Here is a 22,690-nt window from a genome sequence, read left to right on the forward strand (position 1 = left end):
CTCCTCAGAAAGAGCGCGGCAGTCCGAGCAGATGCTCGGCTACATACGAAAGAATGAGATTGGTCGAGATCGGCGCGACCTGATAGAGCCGTGTCTCGCGGAATTTGCGTTCGACGTCGTATTCGTTCGCAAAGCCGAAGCCGCCATGGAACTGCAGGCATGCATTGGCCGCCTCCCAGGAGGCGTCAGCCGCAAGCAGCTTGGCCATATTGGCTTGCGCGCCGGCGGGCTGCCTGGCGTCGAAAAGCTCGCAGGCCTTATATCGCATCAAGCTCGCCGCTTCGACGTTGACGTGCGCACGGGCGATCGGAAATTGCACGCCCTGGTTCTGTCCGATCGGGCGGCCGAAGACGACGCGCTCCTTGACGTACTTGCAGACCTTGTCGAGGAACCAGTAGCCATCGCCGATACATTCAGCGGCGATCAGCGTTCGCTCGGCATTCAGGCCATCGAGGATGTATTTGAAGCCTTTGCCTTCTTCGCCGATCAGGTTCTCGGCGGGAATCTCGAGGTTGTCGAAAAATAGCTCGTTGGTCTCGTGATTCACCATGTTCGGAATGGGACGCACGGTCATGCCCTTGCCGACTGCCTGATGCAGGTCGACCAGAAATATCGACATGCCCTCGGATTTCTTTGCGACCTGATCGATCGGCGTGGTCCGCGCGAGCAGAATCATGAGATCGGAATGCTGGATCCGGGAGATCCACACCTTCTGACCGTTGACGACGTATCGGTCACCTTTGCGCACGGCGGTTGTCTTGAGCTTGGTGGTGTCGCTGCCGGTCGTCGGCTCGGTCACGCCCATCGACTGAAGCCGCAACTTTCCGCTGGCGATTTCCGGAAGATATTTGGCCTTTTGCTCTGCCGAGCCGTGCCTGAGCAGTGTCCCCATGTTGTACATCTGCCCGTGACACGCACCGGAATTGCCGCCGCTGCGGTTGATCTCTTCCATGATCACCGAAGCTTCGGTCAGTCCGAGCCCTGAGCCGCCAAATTCCTGTGGAATAAGGGCTGCGAGCCAACCGGCGTCGGTTAGGGCTTGTACAAAGGTTTCAGGGTAGGCGCGTTCCTCGTCGATCTTGCGGAAATACTCGGCGGGGAAGTTGGAACACAGATCGCGAACCGCTTCGCGAATGTCCTGATAGGGGTCAATGTTAGCCAGCACTTGTCTCTACTCCTCTGAGTTCATTTCTGAAAAATATACGCGGGTGCCGTTAGCGTCGCCTCGGCATCGACGCACAACACGCCATTGGAATTGGCTGCCCAGAGCTTCACTTCGGTCGATCCGGGGGCACGGGCCGCGTAGATAAAAAAGGGGGCGCAGTCAAACAGCGGGTTGACCGCTTTGAACGAGAAAGAAGCGATCGATTCACCGGGAACACTGCGCCGGACGAGATCGATCAGCAACGTCGCAGTCAGTGGCCCGTGGACGACCAGCGCCGGATAGCCTTCCTGTTCCTGGGCATAGTTGCGGTCATAGTGAATGCGATGCCCGTTAAAGGTATCGGCGGAGTAGCGAAAGAGCAGGACCGGGTCGGGCACGATCTCTCGCTTCCAGGTGAAAGCCGCCGGCGCGGTCGGGCCGGTTGCCGCGGTGTACGCCGTCGTCGCGAACTCGCGGTACACAACGTCCTGTTCTTCGGAAATCAGTGGACCTTCGAGGTCTTCCAGTTCGTGACGCAGACGTACAAAAACGAGCTTTCCGGTACGCCCTTCCTTGGCGGCGACGTCAAGAATCTGCGACGTCCTGGTGACTTCGCTGCCGACCACGAGCGGACGTTCGAACCGGACGCGGCTGCCCGCCCACATGCGTCTGGGCAGTGGCACTGGCGGCAGGAATCCACCGCGTGTCGGATGTCCGTCCACACTGACCTGCGACTGCGAAACGATGTGAGGAAAAAACGCCCAGTGCCACAGCGGAGGCAACTGAGAACCGGCACGCGGGACGTCCTCATAGTCCAGCGTCGCAGCGAGTTGTTGCGCAAGACGTGGCGAGATGAATTCGCGCTCGACCTGTGTACGGCCGATCCAGGTGCGCAGGTAGTTGAGTTCAGCAGTCATGGGGGCGTCGGATAGCGTCGTTCACGCTAGATTGACGCACCCGCCTGCTGACTACAATTTGTGTCTGGAGAAGAGGGCTTTAAACGCAGACTAACTGCTGACGTTCAGGCCGGCTGGGACTCGCGCTCGCTTTTGCACTTCTGCGTGAGGAGGTCGACCAGTTCCCGCGCGAAAGACGGCAACAGGTCAAGGTTGCGCACGCAGATCAGCAGATTGCGCGTCGCCCAGTCGTCCTCGATTTCAACGAGCTGGATGTTCATGGTTTTCACGTAGCGTACCGCTGACGAGCAAGGCAACACGCCGATCCCGACGTTGGCCTCGATCATTCGGCACAGTGCTTCGAAGTTACCCACTTCAATGCGCACCTGAAGCTTCTTGTGCATGTCGCTTGCTACGCGGTTCAGAAAGGTATGAATCGCGCTAGCTTCGGGCATTCCGACGAAGTCAAACCCGCTTGCCTCTTCAAATGGAATGGAGGTCTTCCCGGCGAGGGGGTGCGAATGCGAGACCGCCAATATGAGCCGGTCCGAGCGGTACGGCAGGACCTGGAGAGATTCGGGCCTGACATTGCCGGCGACTATCCCGACGTCCGCCGTGCCTTCACTGACCGCGCGCACCACGTCATGGCTCAACCGTTCGCGAAGCTCGACGTTCACGTCGGGGTGCTCGGCGAGGAAGTCACGCAGGTCGTTAGGAAGAAATTCAGTGGTGGCAGTCGTGTTCGCAAAGATTCGCACATGACCTTTGATGCCACGCGCGTACTCCTGCATGTCGCCGCGCAACTGCTCGAGCTGCGACAGGACCAACCGGGCGTGGTGAAGGAAGGCCTGGCCCGGCGGCGTGAGCGTAACGCCCTGGCTGGTCCGATACAGCAGCTTGGTCCCCATGCTTTCTTCCAGATTCTTGATCCGGGTGCTTGCAGCGGGTACGGACATATGAAATCGCTCGGCACCACGCGTCAAGCTATCCGTCTCTGCGATACATGTGATGAGACGAAGATCAACGAGATCGAAATGCATGGCCATGATACGTGCTCCGAATGAAGAGATGCCCCGTTGATCCAGTGTAGCAAATAGCAGAAAGCCGCAAATCGGTATTTACGATGTTTTCCACCAGATTCTCAAGAGTCTCTATAGCAGAGCGCTATTGGAGGGTGTTTGCGTCCTCCATGTTTCTATGATTGTGCAAAACTCCGCAAAATTAAAGGTGACTAGATCAAGACCGGAACAATTTCGCGCTGGACAATCGGTTCAAGGTGGCGTGCCGCGTTAGTCAGAGCGGCAAAGCAGCCCAAACCATTCAATCTGGAGAAAGCGATGTTGATTGCGCCGTTCAAAAACGAGCCGTTCGATTTGTTCGACACCGAAAGTGCCAAAGCAGACATGCAGCAGGCTCTGAAAGAGGTGCGTGCCGAGTTTGGCAAGACCTATCCGCTGGTGATCGATGGCGAGCGCGTGCAGACCGAAGCGACACTCGTCTCGACGAATCCGTCGAATCCGGACGAGGTCGTGGGCTTTGCCGCCAAGGCGACGACGCAGCACGCGGACGCCGCGCTGGAAGCAGCCTGGACGGCCTTCGAATCATGGAAGCGTTGGAGCCAGGAAGATCGATCGCGCGTCATGTTGAAAGCCGCGGCAATCATGCGCCGGCGCAAGCGCGAACTCGAGGCATGGCTGGTCTATGAAATCGGCAAGAACTATGTCGAAGCGAGCGCCGAAGTCGCGGAAATGATCGACTTCACCGAGTACTACGCACGTCAGGCGATCAAGCACGTCGGCGGCCTCAGTTCGCTGATTGATTATTCGGGTGAGGAGAACGAGAGCTTCTACATCCCGCTGGGTGTGGGCGTGACGATTTCGCCGTGGAATTTCCCGATGGCGTTGATGACCGGCATGACGGTCGGCGCGATCGTGGTGGGTAATACGGTTGTTTGCAAGCCCGCGGAAGATACGGTGGTGTCACTGGCGAAGATCTTCGACATCTTCGCCGAAGCAGGTCTGCCGCCTGGCGTGGTGAATTATCTGCCGGGTACCGGACGCGAGATCGGTTCGTATCTGGTCGCCCATCCGAAGACGCGCTTCATCAACTTCACGGGCTCGCTCGCAACCGGTGCCCAGATCAACGAGTCCGCTGCAAAGCTTGCCGAGGGCCAGAAATGGTTCAAGCGGGTTTTCCTCGAGTTGGGTGGCAAGGACGCCATTCTGGTCGATGAAACGGCCAATCTCGATGACGCTGCGACTGCAGTCATCCAGGCAGCCTTCGGCTATTCCGGCCAGAAGTGTTCGGCCTGCTCGCGTCTGATCGTGGTGGATTCGGTCTATGACGCATTGCTCGAGAAGGTCGTTGCGAAGACGAAGGAACTCGTTGTCAGCGAAGCCAAGGACAATCCGAGTTTTGGTCCGGTGTGCAATGAACTGCAGTACAAGAAGGTGCTGTCGTATATCGACATCGGTCACACCGAGGGCAAGCTTCTGACGGGTGGCAAGGCCGTGGAAAATGCAGCGGGCTATCTGATCGAGCCGACCATCTTCGGCGACGTGTCGCCCCGCGCTCGCATCGCACAAGAGGAAGTGTTCGGACCGTTCGTCGCCGCGATCCGCGTCAAGGATTTCGACGAAGGTCTGGCCGTGGTCAACGACACGGTCTACGGGCTGACCGGCGCGCTCTTCTCGAACGACCGCAGTCGCATCGAACGAGCACGCCGTGATTTCCACGTCGGCAATCTGTACTTCAACCGCAAGTGTACGGGCGCGCTGGTCGGTGTTCAGCCGTTCGGCGGCTTCAATCTCACGGGTACCGATACCAAGACGGGCGGTCCTGACTACCTTTTGCAGTTCCTGCAAATGAAGGCAGTGGCTGAACGTCTGTAAGCGTGCGTGTTCCGGGGCGCCACCGACAGGCAGCCCCGGTTCACACGGTAGGCTCTTGAAACGAACGGGATGAACACAATGGGCTTCATTGCAGACCGCATTGGCCAGATCGCCCCTGCGCAGACGATGGCAATGGCAGCAAAAGCGGCAGAACTGCGTCGTGCCGGGAAGAACGTTATTTCCCTGTCGCAGGGCGAACCAGACTTTCACACGCCTGAGAATATCCAGGCTGCGGCGATTCGTGCGATGCGCGAAGGTAAGACGCGCTACACGGAGGCCGCGGGTATTCGGGAATTGCGCGAGGCGATCGTCGCGAAACTGAAGCGCGACAACGGTGTCGACTACCCGGTGGATGGCGTCAGCGTGTCCGTTGGTGCGAAACAGGCGATTTTCGCGGCCTTTTTTGCGACCCTTAATCCGGGCGATGAAGTGATCGTGCCGGCACCGTGCTGGGTCTCCTATCCGGAGATTGTCAAAATGGCAAATGGCACGCCCATCGTCGTGGCGTGCGATGAAGCGGCAGGGTTCAAACTGACGGCTGCGCAGCTGGAGGCGTCGATCACGCCGCGCACCAAGTGGCTGATGCTGAATTCGCCATCGAATCCGACCGGAGCGGTTTACTCGGTTGAGGAACTCCGTACCATCGCGGAAGTACTGCGTCGACATCCCCATGTCTGGGTGCTGTCGGACGACATCTACGAAAAGCTCATCTATACCGGAAGCCCGTTCGGCAATATCCTGAACGTGGCACCGGAGTTACAGGAGCGGACGCTCATCATCAACGGCGTGTCCAAGGTGTACTCGATGACAGGCTGGCGAATTGGCTATTCCGCCGGCCCGGCTGCGCTCATCCGCGCCATGAATCTCGTGCAAGGCCAGATTGTCACCAGTGCGTCGTCGGTGTCGCAATACGCTGCGATCGAAGCACTCAATGGTGATCAGTCATTCGTAGAGCGATCACGATCGGCTTTCGACGAACGCCGGAAGCTTGTGGTTAATACGCTGAGCGACATCCCGGGACTCCACAGTAACGAGCCCGAAGGCGCCTTCTATGCATTTGTCGGCTGCCATGGCGTCATTGGAAGCCGTACGCCGAGCGGCAGGCTTCTGGAGAGTGACCAGGACTTCGTCATGTACCTGTTGGAAGAGGCGAACGTGGCGGTGGTTTCAGGTTCCGGTTTTCTGCTCTCACCGTACTTCAGACTCTCTTACGCCGCATCGCTCGACGACCTGAACGAAGCGCTGAGCCGGATTCGCGCCGCGTGTCAAAGCCTCGAAACTGTAACGGTCTGATCGTCCACTATCCATATACTGCTCGGCTCTCGGGAGCCCAACGAGCCTTCGAAGGTAAATCATGAGCGAAAGGATTGTCATCACGGGTGGTGGTGCAATGGGTTGTTCAATCGCGTATTTCCTGAGCCTCCAGAAGACGCCCGGACGTGAGATCTGGGTGATCGAAAAAGATCCGACCTACCAGATCGCGTCATCATCGCTCTCGGCCAGTTCAATCCGGCAGCAGTTTTCAACGCCAATCTGCATTCAGTTATCGCAGTTCGGCTACGACTTCTTCTCTTCCTGCGAGCGGGAGAAGGCGCGGTACGGTGTCGGTGTCGATCTGGTGGATTGCGGCTATCTATTCGTGGGTAATGCGCACCAGGAGAGCGTGCTACGTCGGCGGAGCGCACTGGCCAGATCGTTAGGCGTCGAGCTGCGGGAGCATTCCGCTGAAGCGTTGCAGCAGCGCTATCCGTGGATGAACGTCAGCGATCTGACTTATGCCGTTGAAGGCCTTGCAGGCGAAGGTTGGTTCGATGGGTACAGCGTGATGCAATGGTTCAGAAACCGTGCGAGAGAGGCGGGCGTTCATTTCACCACGGGCGAAGCGGCGGGCTACCGTACACGCGCAGACCGGATTACTCACGTCGAACTGACCGATGGTCGGGAAATCTCTGGGGACACGTTCGTGAATGCAAGCGGCGCGTGGTGCGCGTCTCTTGCAAAAAGCGTTGACGTCGATCTGCCGGTTCGACCAAGACGGCGTTCCGCCTTCGTCGTGTCATGCCCGACGCCGATCCCGGATATGCCGATCCTGATCGATACGTCTGGCGTGTACCTGCGCAGGGAGCAGAACCATTTCCTGTGCATCGTCTCACCTTCGGCGGAGATGGATCTGGATAACCTGCCACTCGACGTGCAGTTTTCCGAGTTTGACGAGATCATCTGGCCGACGCTGGCAGAGCGGATCCCTGCGTTTGAGGCGCTACGCGTGGAACACGCATGGGCCGGCTATTACGAATACAACATTCTCGACCAGAACGGCATCGTCGGTCAGTCGGGGCCGGAGAACTCGTTCGTGGCGGCCGGTTTCAGTGGCCACGGCATAATGCACAGTCCCGGTGTCGGTCGTGCAATGGCTGAGCTGCTGGCCTTCGGTGAGTTCAGAACTTTGGACCTCTCGCCGCTCTCGCCGGCGCGGCTCACTTCGGGCCAACTTGTGATCGAAGAGGGTGTTTACTAACTGCCTGGCAGGCGGATGATCAGTGTGGATGCAGGCCACGCCCTCGCGCGTTTCGATACTGTCGAGGCGTGAGGTGCGTGGCGGACTTGAATTGCCGCGCAAAAGCGCTGTGGTCCGCATAGCCGCAGTCCGTCGCGATATCCGTAATGCTGTTGTCGGTCGTTTCGAGCAGCTTGCACGCGTGATCGATCCGCAATTTCATCAGCAATTGCTTTGGCGTCAGATGAAACACTTCACGGGTCAGACGTTCCAACGTGTCGACTGAGATGGAGGCGCGTTCCGCCGCTTCAGTGACCAGGATGTTCTGTCCGAGGTTCTGTTCCAGATAATTCAGATATTCCAGTAAGCGGCGGTAGCCGTGGTGCCGTTCGTCGGGGCGAGGCAGATCGCGCGAGATGCCGATCAGTCCGATCGCTTGCCCCTCTTCGTTCAGTACCGGGAACTTGGAGCTCAGGCACCAGTATCGATGCCCCGATCCGGACGAGTAGAGGCGCAGGCGATCGACAATCGGAGACTGGGTTTCGATAACGTTCAGATCTTGCGCGTTGGTGCTTGCACCGGTCACGGGAAATAGCTGGTCGGCCGTCTGGCCAATCACGTCGTCGCGCGCCATGCCACTTCGGTTGATGAGCGTTTGATTGACGGAAAGATAGCGCGCCTGGGCATCCTTGATGTAGTACAGCACGTCCGGAAAGCAATCGAAGACGCGCTCGAGCATCTCGGGCTGCCGGTCCAACTGTCGAAAGACCTCCACCAACATGTCGGAATAGGCCTTGGCGGGCATAAGGGGATCAGCGCGAAGTCACAGTGATCCTGATTGTACAGGGGGTGTTATCCGGGGCGGGAGCGAAGAAAGCGGTGGGGCGGCAGTTAGCCGCTCCACCGCTTTCCTGCAGGAATCCGTGCCTTGGCGCTTATTGACTCGCGTGGGCCCGGGCGCCAAGCAGTGCTTCACGGAAACGGCTTCGCAGGTACGGACCGTCCCGGGGCGGAAGGGCGGTGGGCTCGGGATCGGTTCCGACCTTTACCGTGGCGAGCACAGGACCCTTGGCCTTGAGAATGACATCGACGTACTCCTCGAGCTCGCCCTCGGCGTAGATCGTCGTCGCTTTTTCGAACCCGGCCGCGCGCGCGATTGCCGTGATGTCGACACCTCGCCCCGCGTGGGCCAACTGCATGCCCGTTTCCGCGTAGTGTTCGTTGTCGATAACGACGATCGAGAGATTGGCGGGTCGATCAACGCCCACGGTCGCGAGTGACCCGAGGCCCATCATCATTTCACCGTCGCCAACGAACACGATCACGCGCTTCTCAGGTTGTGCAAGCGCAATGCCAAGACCGAAGCTGACGGCGCCTCCCATCGCACCCCAAAGGTAGAAGTTCTGTGGCGTGTCGCCGGCGGCGGCCACATCAAAGGTCGGATTGCCAAGGCTCGTCACTGCCAGAACGTCCTGCTGCCGATCGCGGAGAATTCGCTTCACGGTCAGTCGACGGTTCAGGGGCGTCGTCTGCTGAGTCATGTTCGTGCTCACTTATTGAAGTTTTTGGTGCCGATAACGCGCTGTCCGATCAGGACGGCGACCATCCGGGAGGTGTTGTAGCCGAAATCCAGCGCCGCGCGCACGGTCTCGGGGACCTCGGCGGGATCATCCGCGCGGTAGACATAGACGCCGGCCGATTCGAGGGCTTCCTGGGTGGATTTGCCCATGGCGACTTGCCAGGGATTGAATTCTCCCCACTCTCCGCGCATCGTGACCAGCATCACGATGGGCATGCGGCATTCGTGTTGCAGCGAGAGCATGTTGATGCAGTTGCCCACGCCGCTCGACTGCAGCAACAGTACGCCGCGCTGGCCACCGACCCATGCGCCGCCCATCATGGCGACCCCTTCTTCTTCGGTAGTCAGCGAAACCGCATGGATTTCGGCGTCTGCTTCACAGAGTTCGATAAGACGTTTGTGCCCCGCATCAGGCACGTATGCCACTTGCCGCACGTCAGCGGCTTTGAAGTGCTCGAAGATTGTTTCCGGCCAGTTGACTGACATGATGACGAGTTTTGGTAGGTTGATGAAAACGGATAGCCGTCGCGCTGAGCAGGGCGAATCGATTACCTTGCTTTGATGAGTGATAGCGTGCATCAGCAAAAGTCGTCGCTCAATTACTGATTGCGGAAGGCGCGATTAGGCTGGGGTTAACGGGATTTGTCGGTGTGGATGCACGCGCAGATCCTTTCCCTTCTGGCTTGTGTGTGCATTCGAGCGTCTGAAATGCAGCGTTCCAGAATGCCGAATTCCAACTCCTGGTTTGAGTAAGCACACTAGCGTGCAAACCGATTGGAGAGGGAGTCATGAAGATTGTTGTGCCGGTTAAGAGAGTGGTCGATTACAACGTGAAGGTCCGTGTGAAGTCCGACGGCAGTGGTGTTGACCTGACGAACGTAAAGATGTCGATGAATCCGTTCGACGAAATCGCGGTTGAAGAGGCCGTTCGTCTGCGCGAAGCGGGCGTGGCGACCGAAGTGATCGCCGTGTCGGCCGGTGTGACGCAAGCGCAGGAAACGCTGCGCACGGCGCTGGCAATCGGCGCGGACCGCGCGATCCTGATCGAGTCGGGCGAAGACCTGCAGCCGCTGGCGGTCGCCAAGCTGCTCAAGGCGCTGGTCGACAAGGAACAGCCTGGGCTGGTTATTCTCGGCAAGCAGGCAATCGACGACGATTCGAACCAGACCGGCCAGATGCTGGCTGCGCTGGCTAATCTGCCGCAAGCCACGTTTGCCTCGAAGGTTGTCGTCGCTGACGGCAAGGCTACGGTGTCGCGCGAAGTCGACGGTGGCGCGGAAACGCTGTCGCTGAGCCTGCCGGCCGTGATCACGACCGATCTGCGCCTGAACGAGCCGCGCTACGTCACATTGCCGAACATCATGAAGGCGAAGAAGAAGCCGCTGGAAATCATCAAGCCGGAAGACCTCGGTGTTGATGTGACGCCGCGCCTGAAGACGCTGAAAGTCGTTGAGCCGCCGAAGCGCTCCGCCGGTGTGAAGGTGCCGGATGTGAAGACGCTGGTTGAGAAGCTGAAGACCGAAGCCAAGGTGCTGTGAGGAGACGGACGAAATGACGAGTCTGGTAATTGCTGAACACGACAACGCGTCGATCAAGGCCGCGACGCTGAACACGATTGCAGCCGCGCAGAAGATTGGTGGCGATATTCACGTGCTGGTGGCAGGTCACAACGCACAGGCTGCGGCGGATGCGGCAGCGAAGATTGCAGGTGTTTCGAAGGTGCTGCTGGCCGACGCCGCGCAACTCGAAGCGGGTCTGGTGGAAAACGTCCAGGCAACCGTGATGAACATTGCGAAGGACTATACGCACATCCTCGCGCCGGCGACCGCGTACGGCAAGAACATCGCACCGCGCATCGCCGCGAAGCTGGACGTCGCGCAGATCAGCGACATTACCGCAGTGGACAGCGCCGACACGTTCGAGCGCCCGATCTACGCAGGCAACGCTATCGCCACGGTTCAATCTCAAGACCCGATCAAGGTCATCACGGTTCGCACGACCGGCTTCGATCCGGTGGCAGCAGAAGGCGGCAGCGCAACGGTCGAGAAGATCGAAGCGGCAGCCGACACGGGTCTCTCGCAGTTCGTGAGCCGTGAGGTGACGAAGCTGGATCGTCCGGAACTGACGTCGGCGAAGATCATCGTTTCGGGTGGCCGCGGACTGGGCAACGGCGAGAACTACACGAAGGTTCTGGAGCCGCTGGCGGACAAGCTGAACGCAGCGCTGGGCGCCTCGCGTGCAGCCGTCGACGCGGGCTTCGTGCCGAACGACTATCAGGTCGGCCAGACGGGCAAGATCGTCGCGCCGCAACTGTACGTCGCTGTCGGCATCTCGGGCGCGATCCAGCATCTGGCCGGCATGAAAGACTCGAAAGTCATCGTGGCGATCAACAAGGACCCGGAAGCGCCGATTTTCAGCGTCGCCGATTACGGTCTGGTGGGCGATCTGTTCACCGTCGTGCCGGAGTTCGAGGCCATGCTGTCTTAACCGTACGTCGAGGGAAAGTCCAGGTCGGATGAGGTGACACGTGAGCAATTTGAATGATATGAGGCATGTCAGAGCGGCGGCGGCCTTAGCCGCTAATGCCGAAGATGCCTCCATTTGGCGGTGGTTCGCGTTGCTGCTTGAAGAGCGACGGATTCGCTGGTGCTGTAGCAGTGACCGTTGGCTCGTGAGCGTTGACAACCGGCACGTCGCCACGGATAGCAGCTTCGATAAAGCCATCCGGATCGCGAGGGAAACCGTAGATTCAAAGAAGACCCTATCGCAGCGCCCAGCGCGGAGCACGCGCCGCTTGATCAAGATGGTCGTTTCAGTCGAAGAAAAGTTCTGAGACTGTTTCTGAGCTTAGGCTACATCCGGCCACAATGCCTGTGGTAGAGGCGCGATCGCGCCCACCTGTTGCATGATCGAATCGACGTTTGCTACGCCCCCGGTGCCCGTCGATCTGTGTGGCGTGTCAGCATCAGTCCAGCGTCGCTCGAGCCAGAAAAGGGGCCAGGAGTTCCCGCGCGATCTCCGGCGTCACGACGTCGGCGGGTGCAAGTTTTTCATAGGTGTAGCTCTCTGGGTCGTCGTAGATACGCTCCGCGATGAGCTTGGGCTTCGGCTCATTCGTGTACGTGAAGATCTGGAAGAGGTGATGCGTCATCAGGTAGTGTGCCGCGGGGTCGGCATCGATGCCGTGATCCTTCAGGCACACTCCGGGTACGACATGGGTCCATACGGCTTCTGTGGTGACGCCGTAGTCGTCGACGCCCATGTTCATGGTTCGTGCACCCATCACGTTCTGGCGTGTTTCGGCGGCTTCGCGATAGAAGCCTTCGACGGCGACCTTGCCCGTCAGAACGTGCATCTGGCGCCGGTCGCCGACCCGGTACATGGGCTCATCGACAGTCAATTCAGGGACGATGATCTGATCCCAGTATCCCGCCACTTCCAGCAGTAAATGGCGCAAGTAGTTCTTTAACATGGCCTTGTGATGCGGATTGGTGGTCTTGTGGAGAAATGCTTCGACTTCCCGGGGCCATTTGGTCACGTCGAACTTTTCGGGGACATGCATCAACGTCAGCGCGTCCGTCGTGGGCATTTCTCGGCCTGGCGCCGCCAGGGTGGCGTATTTGTATTTCATGACTCGCTCCTATTGGTTGTACGAATGGAATTCAAATGACGTGTAGGTGTGCGCTCCTGCTTCAGGCAGGCGGCTTGCGAAAGCAGGTCACGTTGCGCCTCTGCGGACATGGTCAGCGCACCTTCACGCTCAACTCACCCAGACCAGTGATACCCCCCGTCATGATGTCCCCGCGGTGCACGGGCCCTACGCCTTCGGGCGTACCGGTATAGATGAGATCGCCGGGCTGCAGTTCGAAATACGTCGACAGGTTGGCGATGATTTCGGGTACGGACCAGATGAGCTTGCTGAGGTCTGTGCGTTGCCGATCCTCGCCATTGACCTGTACCCAGAGCGCGCCGTGATCGATGTGGCCGACTTCGCTGGCTCTGTAGAGCGGCGCAATGGGCGCCGATTGATCAAATGCTTTGCCCAGTTCCCACGGCCGCCCCTTGTCGCGCAGCGCCAACTGCAGGTCGCGCCGGGTCATGTCGAGACCGACCGCGTATCCAAAGACATGGTCCAGCGCATCTTCTACGGCGATGTCACTACCCGCGCGGCCAATCGCCACCACCAGTTCGATTTCATGGTGGTACTCACTGGTCTTCGGCGGATACGGAACTTCGACGGTTGTTCCAGGCGGGACGTTCACGATGGCATCTGCCGGCTTGCAGAAGAAAAACGGCGGTTCACGGTTTGGGTCGAAGCCCATTTCGCGAGCGTGGGCGGCATAGTTACGGCCTACGCAGTAGATGCGTCGAACCGGAAAGACAGAGTCGCCGCCCTGGATTGGCACGGCCGGCGTGGGTAAAGTGAACTCGATGTGCATGAAGGCAACTCCTTTGTTCTATAGCCGCTGATCGAAGATCCCGTGCCGGCAGTTCTTTGAGTGCTGGCGTGGCTGCACTCGTGTCAAGTGTTACGAAGTATGGTTGCGCGCTACATCTGCGTCCAACGAAGAAAACTAACGTCGTGATCGCGAAGTCAGATCACAATGCATTACGTCGGGTTGCCTGTCAGCCTGTCAGCCTGCCAGTCGCCTATGCAAATCCAGGCTGGACGGAGGCAAGCGAGTCCGGGCTTAAGTACTTGACACCACGCCTGGAAGACTATATTTCTCGACCCATACCATTCGGGAAATCGATATATGCTCGACGGCGTATCCATGGATCAGTTGCGTACCTTCATTGCGGCCGCGGACGAAGGAAGCTTCTCCGCAGCGGGACGCAAGCTTCGCAGGACACAGTCCGTCGTGAGCCAGACGCTCGCCAATCTTGAAGCGCAGATCAATGTGTCATTGTTCGACCGGAGCGGCCGCTATCCGCGCTTGACGGAGGAAGGTGCTGCGTTGCTTTCAAAGGCGCGGCTCGTCGTCGGCGACATGGATGGTTTCAAGTCGACGGCGCGAGCAATCGCAGAAGGACTTGAGCCGGAGCTTTCCGTCGTGGTGGACGTCATGTATCCGATGAGCTCGCTCACGGTGGCGGTCGGAGAATTCCGTGACGCGTTTCCTCATACGCCATTGCGTTTATATGTCGAAGCTTTGGGTGCGGTAGTGCAGCGAGTGCTGGAGCGCGCGTGCAGGCTCGGCATTAGCGGTTCCATGCCGGCCGTGCCCGAGACGATTGATGCCGAGAAGCTGCTCGATGTGCCGATGATCACCGTTGCCGCTCCGAAGCATCCTCTGGCGTCGTTCAAAAGAGTGATCCGATCGCGCGAGTTAGAAGAACATGTGCAGCTTGTATTGACTGATCGCACGCCGCTGACCGATGGGAAGTCGTTCGGGGTGTTCTCTCCGCAGATCTGGCGATTATCGGATCTGGGCGCAAAGCATGCGTTTTTGCTCGCCGGCCTCGGATGGGGCCACATGCCGGCGGCGATGGTGCAGGCCGATCTGATTTCGGGCGATCTGGTACCGCTGCGAATCGAAAACTTCCAGCCTCAAACGCCGCCGATCGCCATGTATGCGATCTATCGCAGAGATACACCGCCAGGCCCCGCGGGTCGTTGGTTCCTCGGTCGACTCAAGCAAACCTCAAACGAAGACTGACGTTCGCGGCCTGACGGATGGCTAGCCAGGAAGCGCGATCGTCATCGCCATTCAAGGTCGCTGCATGGCAGCATAGGCGGAAACGATGCGCCGTTTGGCGGTTGCCTTGCACGCAAGTCTTACTGTCCGATGATCTGTTGATCAGGAGGTGAGAATGGATGACGAAGCGCTCGGCATTTTTCGCTGGACGACGCGCGACTTTTCGCCCGCACGCCGGTTTGAGGCGTACATGGACATATTGTGTAGGCAATTAATCCATGTCTCGGGCAACAGCGCGAAAAGATCAGGCTTTTCTGCGGAGATCGCCTCGACTCAAATAGGAAACATGCGGGTCAGTTCGATCAGTGGTTCGACGCAGGATGCGTATCGCACACGCCATGACATATGTTGCGAAGACAAAGAAGAGTACTACCTGGTGGTGGGTATCGGTTGCGCCTGGCGTTTCGGCTTCGAGCAGGCAGTTGTTTCGCTACGTGCCGGGGATCTCGTGCTGTCTGACTCGCGTCGCGCCCAGTGTTTTCATTGGCCGGACGATGCGCTGGCGTTGAGTTTCGGGTTGCCCATCGACTGGGTGGAGACATGGTTGCCGAATCCGGCGGCAGTCGTGGGAAGGAGGATCAATGGCGATTCCGGATGGGGCGCGGCCCTATCGGCGTACCTCTCACAGTTAACGCCCGAGCGCGCGGTGACGGCGCCGTTGAGCAGCGATATTCTGACCGATCACGTCGGTGCGTTGCTAGCCCTGGCAACGGGTGAAATTACGGCTTCGCGTCAGGAGCAGGCTCCGCACAGGGACATGCACGTTCGCATTATCGATTGCATCAAACAACGCAGCAGCGAGTTGCAGTTGACCGCCACGGATGTTGCCGCGTCGCTTGGGCTATCCGTGAGAACCTTGCATCGCATCCTTGCGTTACACGGCGATACGTTCGGCCGACGGCTTATCGACGCCCGTATTCAAACCGCCGAGCGCATGCTGCGATCGCGCCTGTTCGATCAGGTGACGACCTCGGAGATAGGGCGGCGAGCGGGATTCGTTGATCCGACCCATTTCATCAAGGTTTGTAAGAGCCGTTACGGCAAGACTCCAGGCGCGTTGCGCCGCGACAGGGGCACGGCCACGTTTTAATCTTCCATCGCGGCGAGAGCCGCGATGGGGGAGTGGCACACAAAACCATTCCTTTGGCGCGCATGGCCGATTCGTCCGCGTTGAGCGCTCTACCATGGTTACTACTACTTCTTCTTCGATCACGTCGATGCACGGAAGTCGTCCAGCCAACTATGGAGAGAGCATATGCCCGACGTCATTCCAACACCCAATGAAGTTGCAGGAAAGGTCGTGCTGGTCACCGGCGCAGCGAGTGGAATCGGTCGTGCGATAGCCCTGTTGCTTCATTCCAGAGGTGCAAAGGTCATCGCCGAAGATCTGAGCTCGGACGTTGAAAAGCTCAGTCGCGATGGACTGGTTCCACTGAGGGCCGACGTCACGGAGGATGGCGCTGCAGAAACGGCGGTGGCGCTTGCCGTAGAGAAGTTCGGAAGGTTAGACGTACTGGTGAACAACGCCGGTCGCATCCTGTACAAACCTCTCGTCGAGATGACACGCGAAGACTGGGAGTGGCAGATGAATACGAACGTGACGGGCGCATTCCTGCATTCCCGTGAGGCAGCGAAGGTAATGATTCCGCGCAAGAGCGGTGCGATAGTCAACATCGCCTCGTACGCTTCCTTCTTTGCGTTTCCAGGAATTTCTGCTTATACCGCATCGAAAGGCGCTTTGGCGCAGCTCACGCGCACTCAGGCGCTCGAGGTTATCGAGCACGGTATCCGCGTGAACGCAATCGGTGTCGGCGACGTGGTGACCAATCTGCTGAACCACTTCATGGAAGACGGCCCAGGGTTTCTCGCAGAGCATGGAAAAGCCGCGCCGATCGGCCGGGCCGCGAAAGCGGATGAGATAGCGGAAATCGTCGCGTTCCTCGCTTCAGATCGAGCCAGTTTCATCGTCGGTGCGGTTGTGATGGCCGATGGTGGAATGAGCGTGCCCGTGGGTTGAAGGATCAGGCGTCGTCGTTGGCGGGGTAAGCGGCGAACCGAATGGGCATCTTCAAACTGCTCCGCGGAGAGGTTCGTTGCAGGGGACCTATAAGTCAAGGCGATGGATTCCATTAAAACATGTTGGCTTCCGCTGGGGGTGGCCAGGCTCTAACCTTCGGTCATGTCATCTCCACAAGGAAATTGCCATGGCACCCGCCACTGATCTACTCGAAGCGGCCACTCTCGTAGGCCGGCCAGCCAATCTTTCACGCGTCATTGTTGCGCGTACGCAAGGGCGCCGGCATGGGCCGGTCACGCGCATCGTTAGCCCCGCCGAGCTGGGCGAGCTGATCAAGCCTTTCGTGTTCCTGGACTACTTCGATTTCACACCGTCGAGCGACGCACTGTTTCCAATGCACCCGCATTCGGGCATCGCGACGATCACGGTTCTGCTCTCGGGCAACCTGCGTTACGAAGACACAACGGGCGCATCGGGCGTGTTGTCCGCCGGCAGCGTCGAATGGATGAATGCGGGCAACGGCATTTGGCACGACGCCAGTCCCGCGGACCACAAGCGCTTTCACGGCTACCAGATGTGGGTGGCGTTGCCGCGCGCAATCGAGAATGGGGAACCGCAAACCCAATATCTTCACGCGCAGGCCATCCCGCATGTGGGTCCGGCGCGCGTGATTCTCGGCAGCTACAGCAACGCACATAGTCCGGTAGCGGCGCCTGACGGGATCAACTATCTGCATGTACGGCTCAACGCAGGCGAGCAATGGCGTTATGTTCCGCCGGCAGGACATACCGTTGCGTTTACCCACGTACATCGGGGCGCGCTTCGTGTTGCAGGCGAACGTCTGCGCAGCGAACTCGCGGTCTTCAACGAGTCCGAAGACGCGCTCGACTTCGCCGCGGACACCGACACCGAATTCATCTTCGCTTCCGCAGTAAAACACCCGCATGACCTCGCGCTCGGCTACTACTCGGTTCACACCTCAGAGGCCGCGCTGAAAGCGGGAGAAGCTCAGATCGCACGAATTGGCGAGCAGCTTCGCTTTCGCGGCCGTATCCGGTAATCACTCAAGCAGTCCCCTTTGTCTCTACCTCTTTTTCTTGAACTTAAGGAACGCATCATGAACTCAAACTCTGCAAATTCTTACCAGACCCTGCCGCTAATTGGGCGCATTCTCATCGCCGCGATCTTTCTCGTGAGCGGCTTTAGCAAACTCACAGCACCTGGCGCGACCATCGGCTACATCGGCTCGCTCGGTTTGCCGGCACCGCTCATCGGCTATCTCGGCTCGATGGCGCTTGAGCTGCTTGGCAGCGTTCTGCTGATCGTCGGCTATCGCACGCGACTCGTTGCCGCGCTGCTGGCAGTGTATTCAATCATTACCGCGTTGATCTTCCATCACGCGCTAGGCGACCAGAACCAGATGTTCCACTTTCTCAAGAATGTCGCGATGGCCGGCGGTTTGATCCAGGTTGTGGCTTATGGCGCAGGCGCATTGAGCTTTGACAACCGTCGCGTGTTGCCGGTCGTAGGTGCCACACAATAACGACGCTCTGGACGACTCGGTGTCGTCCAGCCAAAACACCTGTAGCACACATGCGGTGCCATGACGGCCCGCTCATAACCCTAAGGAGATTGCGATGGCTAAGGTTCTTGTTCTCTACTATTCGTCGTACGGACATATCGAGCAGATGGCTGAGGCCGTCGCACAAGGCGCTCGCAGCGCAGGCGCGCAAGTCGACGTCAAGCGCGTACCGGAAACGGTGCCTGAAGAGGTCGCCAAAGGCGCGCATTTCAAGCTTGACCAGGCGGCTCCGGTCGCAACGGTCGCCGACCTCGAGAACTACGATGCGATCGTTGTGGGTACCGGCACCCGTTATGGTCGCATGTCGTCGCAGATGGCGGCATTCCTTGATCAGACCGGTGGTTTGTGGATGCGTGGTGCACTGAACGGCAAGGTTGGCGGCGCGTTCGCCTCGACTGCCACCCAGCATGGCGGGCAGGAAACCACGCTCTTTTCGATCATTACGAACCTGATGCATCTGGGCATGGTTATCGTCGGTTTGCCGTATAGCCATCAAGGACAGATGAACATGAGCGAGATCGTCGGCGGCGCGCCTTACGGTGCAACCACCGTTGCTTCCGGCGACGGCTCGCGTCAGCCAAGCGGAATCGATCTGGCCGGCGCACGCCATCAGGGTGAGCTGGTGGCGAAGACGGCGGCGAAGCTGTTCGGCTAACGTCTTTCCGGCAAGTATCTGAATGAGCTGGGCACTATTGCCCAGCGTATCGCCACCATAGATCGTAATGCTAACTATGAGTGCGATCAAGATGAGCGGTGAACTGAAACACCCGCATTTCAACTGTTCTGGAGCATGACATGACCCGTAGCAACACAAGCGAAGAAGCAAAGGCTGTAGTTCGGCGCAATACCGAAGAGGTACAAGGCGGTGGCAACTTCGACGTATTCGAAGAGTTATTCGCGGACGATTTCGTCGACCATACGCCGCAACCGAATTGCACGCCAGACAAGGACGGCGCACGCGGCCTCTACCACGCGCTGCGTGCCGCGTTCCCCGATTTCCATGCGGACATCCATTGGCAGGTTGCCGACGGGGATCTGGTGACGACCTACAAGACGTATCACGGCACACACGAAGGCGCCTTCCTTGGCGTAGCGCCCACCGGTCGAAAGATCCATTTTGAAACCGTCGACGCGATGCGCGTGCGTAACGGCAAGATCGCTGAGCACTGGGGTGTCGCCAATCTCTTCTCGCTGATGCAGCAGCTCGGTGCCTTTTCTGGCGGTGAGACGCAAGCGTGAGGAACGGAATGAGCCTACGCGGCGGCGCTGCGATGCAAGCTCCACACCGCTAGGCTGTTCGCCAATGACTTGCAGTCAAGTTTGTATATTTATAAGGATTCCATAGTGAGCGACATTCTCAAGAACAAGGTCGTACTGGTTACAGGTGCGGCCAGCGGAATCGGTCGAGCTGTTGCGATTAGTTCCGCGCGGCATGGTGCGAAGGCGGTGATCGTCTCAGACGTCACGGAAACCCCGCATGAGGGCGGTACGTCGACCACGTCCGAGATTGAAGCGCTAGGTGTGCCTACGCGGTTTCAGCGCACGGACGTGACGCAGCACGCGGAAGTCGGCGCGCTGGTCGATGCAGCGACTGAGTTCGGCGGCGTCGACGTGATGGTTTGCAATGCCGGCATCACGCTGCGCGAGGACGGTCCCGAGGTCGCCGAAAGCGACTACAGGCGGTTGATGGCGGTCAATCTTGACGGCGTCCTTTTCGGTGCGCAAGCCGCGGCGCGGCAGATGAAGGCGCGCGGCAAGCCAGGCAGCATCGTGCTGATGGCGAGCATGGGCGGTATCGCAGGCGCCGGAATGACCGTCGCTTACTCCACCAGCAAGGGTGGCGTCGTGCTGATGGCCAAGGCCCTCGCGGATGCGCTCGGCCCCGACGGCATCCGCGTCAACGCGATTTGCCCCGGCACGATCGACACGCACCTGTTGCGCACGAATCCCGGCATTGCCGCAGCCTCGGAAGGTTTTCGGCAACGCACGCCGTTGCGCCGCCTGGGGCAGCCGTCAGAAATAGGCGACGCCGTTGCGTGGCTCGGTTCGGACATGTCGAGCTATGTCACCGGTATCGCTTTGCTTGTCGATGGTGGCCTGCTCTCGGTGATCTGAGACGCCCGAGCGCTTGCATATGTACGATCGTTTAATCCGGAGTTACCCATGAAAGCTATACGTGCCTACGCTTATGGCGGGCCCGAACGTTTGACGTTGGAAGATATTCCTGACCCCGTTCCGGGCGAGGGCGAGGTGTTGATCGACGTCGCGGCGAGCGGCGTCAACCCAGTGGACTGGAAGATTCTCGAGGGCAGGATGAAAGCCTTCCTGCCGCTGTCACTGCCGTACACCCCTGGCGTCGAAGTGTCGGGAAAGATTTCCGCGTTGGGCGCTGGGGTCACGAACTTCGCCGTAGGTGACGACGTCTTTGGTTTCATTGCTATCGTCGGCGGTTACGCCACCAAGGTGGTTGCCTCTGTTGAACGCCTCGCTGTAGTGCCGAAAAAGCTCTCGATGCTTGAAGCGGCAGGGGTGCCGGCGGCCGCGTTGACTGCATGGCAGGCGTTGCACGAGCACGCTGGCGTCAAGCGGGGTCAGCGCGTGCTGATTCACGGCGCGGCGGGTGGCGTTGGCAGTATGGCGGTGCAGTTGGCCAGAATCGCCGGTTTGGAGGTAATCGGAACGGCGTCGTCCGTCAATCTCGACTACGTCAGACGGCTTGGTGCGACGCAGGTCATCAACTATCGGAGGGGAAGCTTCGAAGAGAGCGTGTCGTCCGTGGACATCGTCTTGGATCTGATTGGCGGCGAAACGCAGGATCGTTCCTGGTCGCTGTTGAAACCTGGCGGGGTCCTGGCGTCGCCGGTCAGCCCGCCAGACGCCGAGCGCGCGAGGCGTGCAGGTGTGGTGGCGAAGCATTTCGCAACCCGCTCCGACGGCAGGCAATTGAGCGCAATCGCAGCACACTTCGATTCGGGCGAACTCGTGGTCGAAGTTGAGACGGTCTTTCCGCTGTCGCGTGCCGCCGATGCCTTACATAGAAACTTGACTGGTCATGCGCGCGGCAAACTCGTGCTCGATGCGACCCGCTAGTTCCGCTCGGCCGGATTGCGGAAGCACGGCTTCCGCAATCCGCCTGGCGGGCCGTCGTCTGTCGGCCAAGGGTCACCTCTTGAGGAAAGCGCCTCAAGGCGCGGGACTTCGATGGGACTTTCGTAACCTTATGGCGCTCTCTCATCATGGACCTGCGTAGACTTCGATATTTCATGGCAGTCGCCGAGGAGCTGCATTTCGGCAGGGCCGCACAGCGTATGCACGTTGTGCAGTCAGCGGTGAGCCATCAGGTGAAACTGCTCGAAGAAGAACTCGGATTTTCGCTGCTGGAGCGTTCACGCCACAACGTTCGTCTCACTGTTCCCGGCGAGATATTCTTACCTGAAGCGCGCGATCTGCTGCGTCGGGCAGATGAAGCGATGCGCCGCGCGCGTGCGTCGGCAGATGGTACGGTCGGGCGACTGGCGATCGGCTTCGTCGATAACGTTCTGTGGTCCATCCTGCCGCCGATACTTCGAGACTTTCGCCAGAGGTGGCCGCAGATCGAATTGACGCTGCATCCGCTCGATCGAAGCGCGCAGATCGAGGCGATTCGGACGTCAGTCATCGATATAGGGATCATGCCCTCGCCGTCGCCTGGTCATGCTCTCAAGTCTGCAGAACTTGCTGCGGGCCCTTTGATTGCGGCCATCCCGCAGGGCCATCCGCTAGCTGTACGGCCGACCCTTTCGATCGCAGAACTGGCGAGCGAGCCGTTTGTTCTATTTCCACGGAGAATGAACAGCCGGATTCTGGAAATCATCGTCGCGTGCTGTGCTTCGGCCGGCTTCGCGCCTCGAATCGTCCAGGAGGCCGAACAGCTTCACACTCTCCTCGCGCTCGTTAGCGCGAGCCTGGGCGTTACGCTGGTGCCTGAGTGGGTTGCGCGCGTCCAGCAACTCGACGTCGTCTACATACCTCTTGACGAACTGCTCACGCCTTATGAGTTGATCGCCGCATGGAATCCCAACACGGACAATCCGGCGGTCGCGAACTTTCGTGAGATCGCAGCCGGAGTCGCTGACCAACTGCTTCTCCAACCGCTGGGTCGATAGACCGTATCGGTTCCTCTCTCCGAACTTTGCATGCTGGTGATCAGGTACCGAGATCACGTAGTTATTTTTAATCGTTAGACAGCGATTGCCGGAACCTCGATAGTCTGCATCAATGCAAGACGCAAGAACGGAGGCGAAAAAGTTCTGAAGCCTTCTCATGATTGACGCGTCGGTTCCCGCTTGAACCATCGGTGCAAAAAGTCAAAAAAATCCTTCAATACCGGCATCTTTCAATGTCCG

Annotated in this window: 23 protein-coding genes; 15 read left to right on the plus strand and 8 right to left on the minus strand. The window is 59.0% G+C overall.

Annotation, left to right across the window (positions count from 1 at the left end; all coding sequences use genetic code 11):
* Positions 1-4: 4 nt before the first annotated feature.
* The 3 genes from M0D64_RS10965 to M0D64_RS10975 form a co-directional block, all read right to left on the minus strand.
* Positions 5-1,165, minus strand: a complete 1,161-nt coding sequence (locus tag M0D64_RS10965) for an acyl-CoA dehydrogenase family protein (RefSeq protein ID WP_168435631.1) — start codon at positions 1,163-1,165, stop codon at positions 5-7.
* A gap of 20 nt (positions 1,166-1,185) precedes the next feature.
* The gene (locus M0D64_RS10970) at positions 1,186-2,061 is read right to left on the minus strand and encodes a MaoC family dehydratase N-terminal domain-containing protein (protein WP_266257682.1); all 876 of its coding nucleotides are present in this window, start codon (positions 2,059-2,061) and stop codon (positions 1,186-1,188) included.
* 104 nt (positions 2,062-2,165) lie between these two features.
* A complete protein-coding gene (locus M0D64_RS10975; protein WP_266257684.1) occupies positions 2,166-3,086 on the minus strand; it encodes a LysR substrate-binding domain-containing protein in 921 nt (306 codons plus the stop codon).
* Positions 3,087-3,377: 291 nt separating this feature from the next.
* Between M0D64_RS10975 and pruA the strand changes: the two genes are divergently transcribed.
* The 3 genes from pruA to M0D64_RS10990 all read left to right on the plus strand — a co-directional run bounded on the left by pruA (position 3,378) and on the right by M0D64_RS10990 (position 7,449).
* Positions 3,378-4,931 (plus strand): L-glutamate gamma-semialdehyde dehydrogenase, encoded by a 1,554-nt coding sequence (gene pruA, locus M0D64_RS10980; RefSeq protein WP_266257685.1) that lies wholly within the window; start codon positions 3,378-3,380, stop codon positions 4,929-4,931.
* A gap of 78 nt (positions 4,932-5,009) precedes the next feature.
* Positions 5,010-6,224, plus strand: a complete 1,215-nt coding sequence (locus tag M0D64_RS10985) for a pyridoxal phosphate-dependent aminotransferase (protein ID WP_266257813.1) — start codon at positions 5,010-5,012, stop codon at positions 6,222-6,224.
* Between the two features lie 61 nt (positions 6,225-6,285).
* Complete coding sequence (locus M0D64_RS10990; protein WP_266257686.1) at positions 6,286-7,449, plus strand: FAD-binding oxidoreductase; 1,164 nt, start codon at positions 6,286-6,288, stop codon at positions 7,447-7,449.
* A 19-nt stretch (positions 7,450-7,468) separates the two neighbouring features.
* Here M0D64_RS10990 and M0D64_RS10995 read toward each other — a convergent pair whose 3' ends face one another.
* The 3 genes from M0D64_RS10995 to M0D64_RS11005 all read right to left on the minus strand — a co-directional run bounded on the left by M0D64_RS10995 (position 7,469) and on the right by M0D64_RS11005 (position 9,586).
* Positions 7,469-8,233 (minus strand): helix-turn-helix domain-containing protein, encoded by a 765-nt coding sequence (locus M0D64_RS10995; RefSeq protein ID WP_266257687.1) that lies wholly within the window; start codon positions 8,231-8,233, stop codon positions 7,469-7,471.
* 130 nt (positions 8,234-8,363) lie between these two features.
* Complete coding sequence (locus tag M0D64_RS11000; protein ID WP_266257688.1) at positions 8,364-8,969, minus strand: thiamine pyrophosphate-dependent enzyme; 606 nt, start codon at positions 8,967-8,969, stop codon at positions 8,364-8,366.
* Between the two features lie 8 nt (positions 8,970-8,977).
* Positions 8,978-9,586, minus strand: a complete 609-nt coding sequence (locus tag M0D64_RS11005) for a thiamine pyrophosphate-binding protein (protein ID WP_308102133.1) — start codon at positions 9,584-9,586, stop codon at positions 8,978-8,980.
* Positions 9,587-9,795: 209 nt separating this feature from the next.
* Here M0D64_RS11005 and M0D64_RS11010 point away from each other — a divergent pair, with 209 nt between their 5' ends.
* Both M0D64_RS11010 and M0D64_RS11015 read left to right on the plus strand, forming a co-directional pair.
* Complete coding sequence (locus M0D64_RS11010) at positions 9,796-10,545, plus strand: electron transfer flavoprotein subunit beta/FixA family protein (RefSeq protein ID WP_266257690.1); 750 nt, start codon at positions 9,796-9,798, stop codon at positions 10,543-10,545.
* A gap of 13 nt (positions 10,546-10,558) precedes the next feature.
* Entirely contained in the window at positions 10,559-11,494 is a 936-nt protein-coding gene (locus M0D64_RS11015) for an electron transfer flavoprotein subunit alpha/FixB family protein (protein WP_266257692.1), read from the plus strand.
* 478 nt (positions 11,495-11,972) lie between these two features.
* Here M0D64_RS11015 and M0D64_RS11020 read toward each other — a convergent pair whose 3' ends face one another.
* Positions 11,973-12,638, minus strand: a complete 666-nt coding sequence (locus tag M0D64_RS11020) for a hypothetical protein (RefSeq protein ID WP_266257694.1) — start codon at positions 12,636-12,638, stop codon at positions 11,973-11,975.
* A gap of 112 nt (positions 12,639-12,750) precedes the next feature.
* A complete protein-coding gene (locus M0D64_RS11025) occupies positions 12,751-13,446 on the minus strand; it encodes a fumarylacetoacetate hydrolase family protein (protein ID WP_266257695.1) in 696 nt (231 codons plus the stop codon).
* Positions 13,447-13,764: 318 nt separating this feature from the next.
* Here M0D64_RS11025 and M0D64_RS11030 point away from each other — a divergent pair, with 318 nt between their 5' ends.
* From M0D64_RS11030 to M0D64_RS11075, 10 genes are all read left to right on the plus strand, one after another.
* A complete protein-coding gene (locus M0D64_RS11030) occupies positions 13,765-14,667 on the plus strand; it encodes a LysR family transcriptional regulator (RefSeq protein ID WP_266257696.1) in 903 nt (300 codons plus the stop codon).
* Between the two features lie 229 nt (positions 14,668-14,896).
* The gene (locus tag M0D64_RS11035) at positions 14,897-15,796 is read left to right on the plus strand and encodes a helix-turn-helix domain-containing protein (protein WP_266257815.1); all 900 of its coding nucleotides are present in this window, start codon (positions 14,897-14,899) and stop codon (positions 15,794-15,796) included.
* Between the two features lie 165 nt (positions 15,797-15,961).
* Positions 15,962-16,723, plus strand: coding sequence for an SDR family NAD(P)-dependent oxidoreductase (locus M0D64_RS11040; protein WP_266257697.1), 762 nt, complete (start codon positions 15,962-15,964; stop codon positions 16,721-16,723).
* Between the two features lie 187 nt (positions 16,724-16,910).
* Complete coding sequence (locus M0D64_RS11045) at positions 16,911-17,783, plus strand: pirin family protein (RefSeq protein WP_266257698.1); 873 nt, start codon at positions 16,911-16,913, stop codon at positions 17,781-17,783.
* Between the two features lie 57 nt (positions 17,784-17,840).
* Positions 17,841-18,266, plus strand: a complete 426-nt coding sequence (locus M0D64_RS11050; RefSeq protein WP_266257699.1) for a DoxX family protein — start codon at positions 17,841-17,843, stop codon at positions 18,264-18,266.
* A gap of 94 nt (positions 18,267-18,360) precedes the next feature.
* Positions 18,361-18,960, plus strand: a complete 600-nt coding sequence (gene wrbA, locus M0D64_RS11055) for an NAD(P)H:quinone oxidoreductase (protein WP_266257700.1) — start codon at positions 18,361-18,363, stop codon at positions 18,958-18,960.
* A 140-nt stretch (positions 18,961-19,100) separates the two neighbouring features.
* Complete coding sequence (locus M0D64_RS11060; RefSeq protein ID WP_266257701.1) at positions 19,101-19,544, plus strand: ester cyclase; 444 nt, start codon at positions 19,101-19,103, stop codon at positions 19,542-19,544.
* A 105-nt stretch (positions 19,545-19,649) separates the two neighbouring features.
* Complete coding sequence (locus tag M0D64_RS11065) at positions 19,650-20,420, plus strand: SDR family oxidoreductase (protein ID WP_266257702.1); 771 nt, start codon at positions 19,650-19,652, stop codon at positions 20,418-20,420.
* Positions 20,421-20,468: 48 nt separating this feature from the next.
* Entirely contained in the window at positions 20,469-21,395 is a 927-nt protein-coding gene (locus M0D64_RS11070) for an NADP-dependent oxidoreductase (RefSeq protein ID WP_266257703.1), read from the plus strand.
* Positions 21,396-21,541: 146 nt separating this feature from the next.
* Positions 21,542-22,450 carry a LysR substrate-binding domain-containing protein gene (locus M0D64_RS11075; RefSeq protein ID WP_266257704.1) on the plus strand — a complete coding sequence of 303 codons (909 nt, stop codon included), beginning with the start codon at positions 21,542-21,544 and terminating at the stop codon, positions 22,448-22,450.
* Positions 22,451-22,690: the final 240 nt, after the last annotated feature.

Source organism: Paraburkholderia sp. WS6, from assembly GCF_030464835.1.
Taxonomy (GTDB): Bacteria; Pseudomonadota; Gammaproteobacteria; order Burkholderiales; family Burkholderiaceae; genus Paraburkholderia; species Paraburkholderia madseniana.